The sequence below is a fragment of the Chelativorans xinjiangensis genome (assembly GCF_009812055.1).
Classification (GTDB): domain Bacteria; phylum Pseudomonadota; class Alphaproteobacteria; order Rhizobiales; family Rhizobiaceae; genus Chelativorans; species Chelativorans xinjiangense.
On sequence record NZ_WQNH01000012.1, the window covers coordinates 86,739 to 94,244 of the forward strand.

General features: G+C 67.3%; 7 protein-coding genes. 3 read left to right on the top strand and 4 right to left on the bottom strand.

The features are described from left to right. Positions 1-87 precede the first annotated feature (87 nt). The 3 genes from GM910_RS11130 (at position 88) to GM910_RS11140 (ending at position 4,203) form a co-directional block, all read left to right on the top strand. Positions 88-2,166, top strand: coding sequence for a hydantoinase/oxoprolinase family protein (locus tag GM910_RS11130; protein WP_159587619.1), 2,079 nt, complete (start codon positions 88-90; stop codon positions 2,164-2,166). Next, entirely contained in the window at positions 2,166-3,923 is a 1,758-nt protein-coding gene (locus tag GM910_RS11135) for a hydantoinase B/oxoprolinase family protein (protein WP_246225998.1), read from the top strand. The genes GM910_RS11130 and GM910_RS11135 overlap by 1 nt, the downstream gene beginning before the upstream one ends. Positions 3,924-4,002: 79 nt before the next feature. Continuing rightward, the gene (locus tag GM910_RS11140; protein ID WP_159587620.1) at positions 4,003-4,203 is read left to right on the top strand and encodes a DUF2905 domain-containing protein; all 201 of its coding nucleotides are present in this window, start codon (positions 4,003-4,005) and stop codon (positions 4,201-4,203) included. Positions 4,204-4,260: 57 nt separating this feature from the next. On the opposite strand, the gene rpsP is transcribed toward GM910_RS11140, so the two are convergent. Genes rpsP through ffh form a run of 4 tightly spaced genes read right to left on the bottom strand, consistent with a single transcriptional unit; the run spans position 4,261 to position 7,180 of the window. Beyond that, complete coding sequence (rpsP, locus tag GM910_RS11145) at positions 4,261-4,737, bottom strand: 30S ribosomal protein S16 (RefSeq protein ID WP_159587621.1); 477 nt, start codon at positions 4,735-4,737, stop codon at positions 4,261-4,263. A 24-nt stretch (positions 4,738-4,761) separates the two neighbouring features. After that, entirely contained in the window at positions 4,762-5,265 is a 504-nt protein-coding gene (locus GM910_RS11150; protein WP_159587622.1) for a GNAT family N-acetyltransferase, read from the bottom strand. After that, the gene (locus tag GM910_RS11155; RefSeq protein ID WP_159587623.1) at positions 5,262-5,600 is read right to left on the bottom strand and encodes a chorismate mutase; all 339 of its coding nucleotides are present in this window, start codon (positions 5,598-5,600) and stop codon (positions 5,262-5,264) included. Before GM910_RS11155 ends, GM910_RS11150 begins: the two co-directional genes overlap by 4 nt. A gap of 11 nt (positions 5,601-5,611) precedes the next feature. Next, on the bottom strand, positions 5,612-7,180 hold the full coding sequence (gene ffh, locus GM910_RS11160) for a signal recognition particle protein (RefSeq protein WP_159587624.1): 1,569 nt from the start codon (positions 7,178-7,180) through the stop codon (positions 5,612-5,614). Between the last annotated feature and the right edge of the window lie 326 nt (positions 7,181-7,506).

The following is a 7,506-nucleotide window of genomic DNA, read 5'->3' on the forward strand; positions in this document are numbered from 1 at the left end:
CAAATGATTTTAGGGTCAAGCTCCTAGTGGAAAAGACCTATTCCAAAACGCCGCCTGGAAAAAGGTTTTGCATTCCGGATTTTCAGCATGAGTGAGAAAAGCGGCGCAGAATCGGGCCATGTCGTAGCAGGCATCGATGTCGGAGGCACTTTCACCGACCTTCTGCTGGTCGACGGGCGTGGGGGCGGTCCAGCCCGGGTAGCCGTCGCCAAGACACCAACGACGACCAACAACCAAGCCCACGGCGTGGTGAACGCGCTTCATCAGGCCGGCGTGCCGGCGGCCGAGATCGGCCTCATCGTGCACGGCACGACGACGACCACCAATGCCGTGCTGGAGCGCCGGCTGGCGGCGACGGGCATGATCACCACCAAGGGTTTCCGCGACGTGATCGAGCTCGGGCGGCGCACCCGGCCGCAAGCCTACGGCATGACCGGTACCTTCACGCCCGTCATCCCGCGCAATCTGCGGCTGGAGGCGGCAGAACGCATGGATGCTTCGGGCTGGGTGCTGGAGCCGCTCGACGAGGAGGGCTTGCGCGCCGCGCTGCGCCGGTTGCTCGACGCCGGCTGCGTCTCCCTCGTCATCCATTTCCTGCATGCCTATGCCAACCCGGCGCACGAGCTTCGCGCGGCTGAGATCGCACGCGAGGTCTGGCCGAACGACCACATCACCACCGGCCATTCGCTCTTGTCGGAGGCGCGGGAGTTCGAGCGCGGCGTGACGGCGGCCGTCAATGCGGCGGTGCAGCCGATCCTGGAGCGCTACGTCGCCCGGTTGTCGGACGAATTGAAGACGCTGGGCTACCGGCGCGACTTCCTCGTCATGAACGGCAATGGCGGCATGATTTCCGCCGCGCACGTGGCGCGCGAGGCGGCGAAGACGGTGATGTCCGGCCCGGCTTCCGGCGTCATGGCCGCCGCCTATACGGCGCGGCGGGCGGGGGTCGAGAACCTGATCACCTACGACATGGGCGGCACATCGACAGACGTGGCGCTGGTGCGCGGCGGGAAGGCGGCGGTCTCCAACGAGATCGAGATCGAATATGCCATGCCGATCCACGTTCCCATGGTGGACGTGCACACGGTGGGTGCCGGTGGCGGCTCCATTGCCAGGGTCAACGATGCGGGGCTGATCGAGGTGGGCCCCGAGAGCGCGGGTGCGGTGCCGGGGCCTATCTGCTATGGCCGCGGGGGTGGGGAGCCTACGATTTCGGACGCCAACCTCCTGCTCGGCCGGTTGAACCCGCGCAAGCTGCTGTCGGTGGACAGCCCGGTGTCGGTCGACGACGTGAAGGGGGTCTTCGCCGAGAAGCTCGGCCGGTATATGGGCTTCGATGCGGTGGAGGCGGCGGGCGCGGTGTTGAGGCTCGCCAACATCAAGATGGCGGGTGCCATCCGCATGGTCTCGCTCGGCAAGGGGCACGATCCGCGCGACTTCGCCCTCTTCGCCTTCGGCGGCGCGGGGCCGCTGCACGCTTCGGCGCTTGCCCGCGAGCTCGGCATCCCGCGCGTCATGGTGCCGGCGCGGCCAGGCATCACCAATGCGCTCGGCTGCGTGGTGGCCGATCTCAGACACGACTTCGTCAACACGGTGAACAGGCCGGTGGCCGACGTCGATCTCGACCTGGTGCGCGGGGTGCTCGCGGCGCAGCGGGCGGAGGGCGAGGCGTTGATCGCCGGGGAGACAGTGCGGCCGGAACGCATGGAGTATGCGCACTCCGCCGATATGCAGTTCGTCGGTCAGACGCACCTCCTGAACGTGCCGCTGCCCGGCCCCGCGGTGGACCGCGAGACGCTGCAGGCGCTCTTCGAGGAAGCCTATTTCGCCCGCTTCAAGGTGCGGCTGCCGGAAATCCGCGCCAATCTGGTGAACCTCAACACGTCCGTCATCGGCGTGCGGCCCGAGATCGATCTCGCCACGCTGATCGATCCCGCCGGACGTATGCAGCGGCTGGAGGAAGCGCTGGTGGAGAGGCGGCCGGTCTGGTTCGACGGCGCCTGGCATGACACGCCCGTCTACGGCCGCGGAAAGCTGCCGCTCGACGCTGTCATCGAGGGACCGGCTATCCTGGAGCAGCTCGATACGACGACGGTGATCGAGCCCGGCGACCGGGCTACAATGGATGGCGACGGGAATATTATCATCGCGGTGAGGAGCGTGTGATGATGACGGGCAGGTGCGCGACCGAGCTAGATGCCATCACCCTTTCCGTCATCCAGGCGGCGCTGCAGCAGGTCTGCGACGAGATGGATCTGGTATTCTCCCGCGCCGCCTTCTCTCCCGTCATCGCCGAGGCCAACGACCGCTCCGACGGCATCTATTCGGCCGAGGACGGTTCGCTGATCGCACAAGGGGCGGGCGGGCTGCCGGTCTTCGTCGGCGTCATGCAGTATTCGACCGGCACGCTGATCGAGCGCATTCGCGAGGGCGTGACGGCGGCACCCGAGTCGGGCGACATCTACATCGTCAACGATCCCTATCTGGGCGGCACGCATCTCATGGATGTGCGGTTCGCCATGCCGGTGTGGCGAGGGGGTGAAATCTATTGCTGGCTCTCCAACACGGGGCACTGGCCGGATATCGGCGGGGCGGTGCCGGGGGGGTTCTCGGCCTCGGCCACGGCGGTGGAGCAGGAGGGGCTGCGCCTGCCGCCCGTGAAACTCTTCAAGAAGGGTGTGCTCGACCCCGAGATCTACGCCATCATCTCATCCAACATCCGCGTGGCGGACCAGCGCATCGGCGACATCCGCGCCCAGGCCGCGGCGCTTGAAGTGGGTGCCGAGCGGCTCAGCGAAGTGCTGGATCGTTACGGAGACGAAACGGTGCGCATGGCGATTGCCGAACTGCGCCTGAGGGCGGCGGCGCAGATGCGGGCGCGCATCGCCGAAATTCCCGACGGGATCTATCGCGGCAAAGCGTATGTGGACTCCGACGGGGTGGTGGATGCGCCGCTGACGATCGCGCTGGCGGTCGAGAAGAAAGGCGATGCGCTGACCTTCGATTTCTCCGGTTCCAGCCCGCCCTGCACCGGGCCGATGAACAGCGTGCTGGCGACGACGCTCTCCTCGGTCTACCTCGCCATGCGGCATATCTTTCCCGAAGTGCCGCTTTCCGCCGGCGCCTTCGATCCGCTCGTCGTCAAGCGGCCGGAAGGCACCTTCCTCGATGCCCGCTATCCGCGCCCCGTCTCCGGCTGCGCGGCGGAGGTCTCGCAGCGCATCGCGGAAGCCGTCTTTTCCGCCATGGTGAAGGCGCTGCCCGACGAGGTGACGGCCGCGCCCGCCGGCTCCAGCGGCAATTTCGCGCTGGGCGGGCACGACCCCGCGCGCGGGCGCGACTTCGTGATGTACCAGATCTCCGGCGGCGGCTATGGCGGCAACGCACATGACGACGGGCTATCCAACGGCTGCTCCACCATCGGCATTTCCAAGTCGCCGCCTATCGAGGTGATGGAGCAGGCCTTTCCCGTGCTCTACCGGCACTACGCGCTGCGCGAGGGCTCAGGCGGGGCCGGGTGCCGGCGCGGGGGATTCGGGCTTGCTTACGAGGTGGAGCTTCTGCGCGGCGAGGCGCGCGCGTCCTTCGTCATGGATCATGGCCGTACCGGACCGCAGGGCGCGCTCGGCGGGGCCGACGGGGCGGTGAACACGGTAACGGTCTGGCGCGACGGCAAGGCGCACGTGCCGCCGCACCTTTCCAAGGAACAGGATATCCCGCTGAAGGCCGGCGACCGCGTGTCCGTCGGCACGCCGGGCGGCGGCGGGTATGGCGATCCGTTCGAGCGCAAGCCGGAGCTGGTGCTGCGGGATGTGGCGCTGGGGTACTACACGGCGAGCCAAGCCGAAGCGCTGTTCGGCGTGGTGCTGAGCGCGGACGGCAGCGCCATCGACGAGGCGGCGACGGCGCGTCGGCGGGGCTAGCGCATCGGCCCGTGGCCGGATTGACATATCGCTCCGCTGTCACCAACTGCGGTCGTAGCGTTTCTGTCCGGAGACCGTGATGAGCCGTCTTTTGATCACGCTCGGAATCGTTCTGCTGGTGGCGGGGCTGCTATGGCCGTGGCTGCAGAAAAGCGGGCTCGGGCGCCTGCCCGGCGACATCGTGATCGAACGCGAGAATTTCCGCTTCTACCTGCCGATCACGACCTCCATCCTGATCAGCGTCGTCATCAGCCTCATCGCCTGGCTGCTGAACCGATAGGGCAAAAGAAAAGGCGGGCAAGGCCCGCCTTTTCGTCTGTCGAAGATGCCCGAAGGCTCAGCCCTCGGTCTTCTCGCTCTCGGCGGCCTCCTCGGCCGGGGCTTCCGCGACTGCCTCGGCGGGAGCTTCGGCAGCGGCAGGCTCCTCGGCCGGTGTCTCGGCGGCAGCAGCCTCGGCCTCGGCGGCAGCAGCCTTCGCCTCCTCCTCGGCCTGCTTCGCGGCGGCGAGACGCTCCTGCGCCTTCTTGCCGGGCTCGGCCTTGTTCGGGTTGCTGCGCTCGGGACGCTTGGCGAGGCCCGCCTGGTCGAGGAAGCGGAGCACGCGGTCGGTCGGCAGGGCGCCGTTGTCGAGCCAATGCTTGATGCGCTCCTCGTTGAGCTTCACGCGCTCGGCGTCCTTGGGCAGCGTCGGGTTCCAGGAGCCGAGCTGCTCGATGAAGCGGCCGTCGCGCGGTGCGCGCACGTCGGCCACGACGACGTGGTAGTAGGGGCGTTTCTTGGAGCCCGCGCGGGCCAGTCGGATTTTCAGTGCCATTGTTCTTCCTTTCGATGATGGCGATCAGGCCGGCACGGCGTGCCGGAAACACAAGCGCGGCTCGCCGCGCAGGGTGGTGGGCGGCAGGGGCATCGCCCCCAGCCTTTCGACTACCGCCTGGGACGGCAGGTTCTCGGGATGGACGAAGCTCATGAGCGGCGGCAGCTTGAGATCGCGCGCGACCCAGAGCTGCACGCGTGAGGCGGCCTCCGTAGCGTAACCCTGGCCCTCGAAGCCGGCATAGATGCTCCAGGCGAGCTCGGGCTCCTCGATATAGGGCGGGTGCCAGAGCCCGGCGAAACCGATCGTCGCCTGGTCCTCCTTGCGCTCGAGCGCGAAAAGCCCATAGCCGTTGAGCGCCCACTCGCCCACCATCGAGGTAAAGCGCGTCCAGGCGTCCCATTCCTTCCTGGGCCCGCCGATATAGCGCGTGCGCTCCGGATCGGCCCGGAAGATCGCATAGGCGGGGAAGTCGTCCGCCCGCCAGCCGCGCAGGATCAGGCGCTCGCTTTCAAGCACGGGTGTCATGCCTGCGCCTCGCCCTTTTCCGGTGCGCCGTTGCCGTGCTCCTCGGCGATCGCCTCGTGATGGCGGATGACCTCGCGGATGATGAAGTTCAGGAACTTTTCCGCAAAATCGGGGTCGAGTTGCGCTTCGTCGGCCAGCCGGCGCAGCCGGGCGATCTGCGCCTGCTCGCGCGCCGGATCGGCCGGCGGCAGGCCGTGGGTCGCCTTCAATACGCCGACCGCCTTGGTGCAGCGGAAGCGCTCGGCGAGCATGTGGAGGAGGGCGGCGTCGATATTGTCGATCGACGCACGCAGCTCCAGGAGCTGCGCCTTGGCGAAATCCTTGTCCGCGTTCATCCCCCGCCCCCCTACTTCTTCCTCGGCAGGCCGGGCAGGCCGCCGCCCGGAAGGCCCGGCAAGCCGCCACCGCCGCCCGGAAGGCCGGGAAGCCCCCCTTTGGGTAAACCTTGGGGCAGGCCGCCTTGCGATAGGCCCGCGGCTTTCGCCTGTTTCTGCAGGGCTTCGAGCTCTTTGGGGTCCATCTTGGAAAGGTCCGGCATGCCGCCGCCCAGGCCGCCAAGGCCCATCTTCTGCGCCATGCCGCCCATCATCCCGCGCATCATGCCGCCCTTTTTGCCCTTGCCGCCCATGGCCTTCATCATGTCGGCCATCTGGCGGTGCATCTTCAGGAGCTTGTTGATCTGCGCGGCGTCGGTGCCGGAGCCGGCGGCGATGCGCTTCTTGCGGCTGTGCTTGAGGAGGTCGGGATTGGCGCGCTCCTTCGGCGTCATCGACTGTATGATGGCGATCTGGCGGCCGAACATCTTGTCGTCGAGGCCGGCGGCGGCGAGCTGGTCCTTCATCTTGCCCATGCCCGGCATCATGCCCATGATGCCGCCCATACCGCCCATTTTCTGCATCTGCGCAAGCTGATCGGCGAGGTCGTTCAGATCGAACTTCCCCTCCTGCATCTTCCGGGCCATCGCCGCAGCTTTTTCCTGGTCGATGGTCTCCGCCGCTTTTTCGACCAGGCTGACGATGTCGCCCATGCCGAGGATTCGGTCAGCGATACGCTTGGGATGGAACTCCTCGAGAGCATCCATCTTCTCGCCGACGCCGATGAGCTTGATCGGCTTGCCGGTGACAGCACGCATGGAAAGGGCAGCGCCGCCGCGGCCGTCGCCGTCCATGCGGGTCAAGACGAGGCCGGTGATGCCGACGCGCTCGTCGAAGCTTTCCGCCAGGTTCACCGCGTCCTGGCCGGTGAGCGAATCGGCGACCAGAAGGATCTCGTGCGGGTTCGAGGTGCGCTTGATGTCGGCCATCTCGGCCATCAGCGGCTCGTCGATATGGGTGCGGCCGGCGGTGTCGAGGATGACGACGTCGTGGCCGCCGAGCTTCGCCGCCTGCACGGCGCGCTTGGCGATGTCGACGGGGGTCTGATTGGCGACGATCGGAAGCGTGGCGACCGAGACCTGCTCGCCGATCTGGCGGAGCTGCTCCTGGGCGGCGGGGCGGCGGGTGTCGAGCGAGGCCATGAGCACTTTCTTGCCCTGGCGTTCGGAAAGCCGCTTGGCGATCTTGCCGGTGGTGGTCGTCTTGCCGGAGCCCTGCAGGCCGACCATCATGACGACGACAGGGGCCGGCGCGTTGAGATCGATTGTCTCGCCTTCGGCGCCCAACATCTCGACCAGTTCGTCGTGGACGATCTTGACGACCATCTGGCCGGGCTTGACAGACTTCAGCACCTGTGCGCCGACGGCCTTCTCACGCACGCGGTCGGTGAAGGAACGCACCACGTCGAGCGCCACGTCGGCCTCGATCAGCGCCCGGCGCACCTCGCGCAGCGCAGCCGCGACGTCGGCCTCCGACAGGGCGCCACGCCCGGTCAGGCCGTTCAGGATTGCGCCGAGGCGTTCCTGCAGGTTCTCAAACATCCGCGTTCCTCTTGTCTCGCATCGTCAGACACGAGAGGTAATGCATCCGCGGCCGGGGTTAAACCTCGCGCAAAGCCGAAAAGCACCCGGGGGCGCATCGCGCTGCCGGGTGTTGACCTCCGGGATCGGCCCCCTGGAAGGGCGCCCCGGTCGGCTGCTCGGAGTTTGCACTCGTCGCGGAAAGTCGGCGCTTCTAGACAGGAAATAGCGACGAGAGTCAAGCGGCCGCATGGGAGGCCCAGGGCCCCGAACTCGGGTTAACGCGCTTTCGCTGTTGTGGGTTGGCTGATTCCATGGGTGCTCGGTTGATTCGGAGCGCCCGCCAT